The organism is Mesorhizobium sp. M2E.F.Ca.ET.209.01.1.1 (assembly GCF_004010375.2).
Lineage (GTDB): Bacteria > Pseudomonadota > Alphaproteobacteria > Rhizobiales > Rhizobiaceae > Mesorhizobium.
Genome location: NZ_SADP02000700.1, coordinates 1 through 331, shown reverse-complemented (window position 1 = coordinate 331; position 331 = coordinate 1). Strand labels below are relative to the sequence as shown.

The following is a 331-nucleotide window of genomic DNA, read 5'->3' as shown; positions in this document are numbered from 1 at the left end:
GTCGAGCCGGTCACGACGCAGACGATGATGTAATCGAAGGCGAAGCCGAGCTCGCTCTCCTGCCTGGCGACCTCCTCGGCAAAGCCGACATAGCCAAGACCGCCGAACTTGTGCACCGAGGCGCCGGCGGGAATAGGATAGGGCCTGCCGCCCGCATCCTTCACCGACTGGATCGCGTCCTGCCAGCTCTTGCGAATGCCGATGTCGAAGCCGTCGTCGACGAGCCGGCTGTCGGCGCCCATCAGCCGCGTCAGCAGGATGTTGCCCACGCGGTCATAGACCGCATCGTAGTGCGGCACCCATTTCTCCTGGATGACCACGCATTTCATGC

1 pseudogene is annotated in these 331 nt (G+C 63.7%); it reads right to left on the bottom strand.

Annotation, left to right across the window (positions count from 1 at the left end):
- A pseudogene (locus tag EN852_RS37500) lies at positions 1-331 on the bottom strand (pyridoxal-phosphate dependent enzyme); the annotation flags it as partial.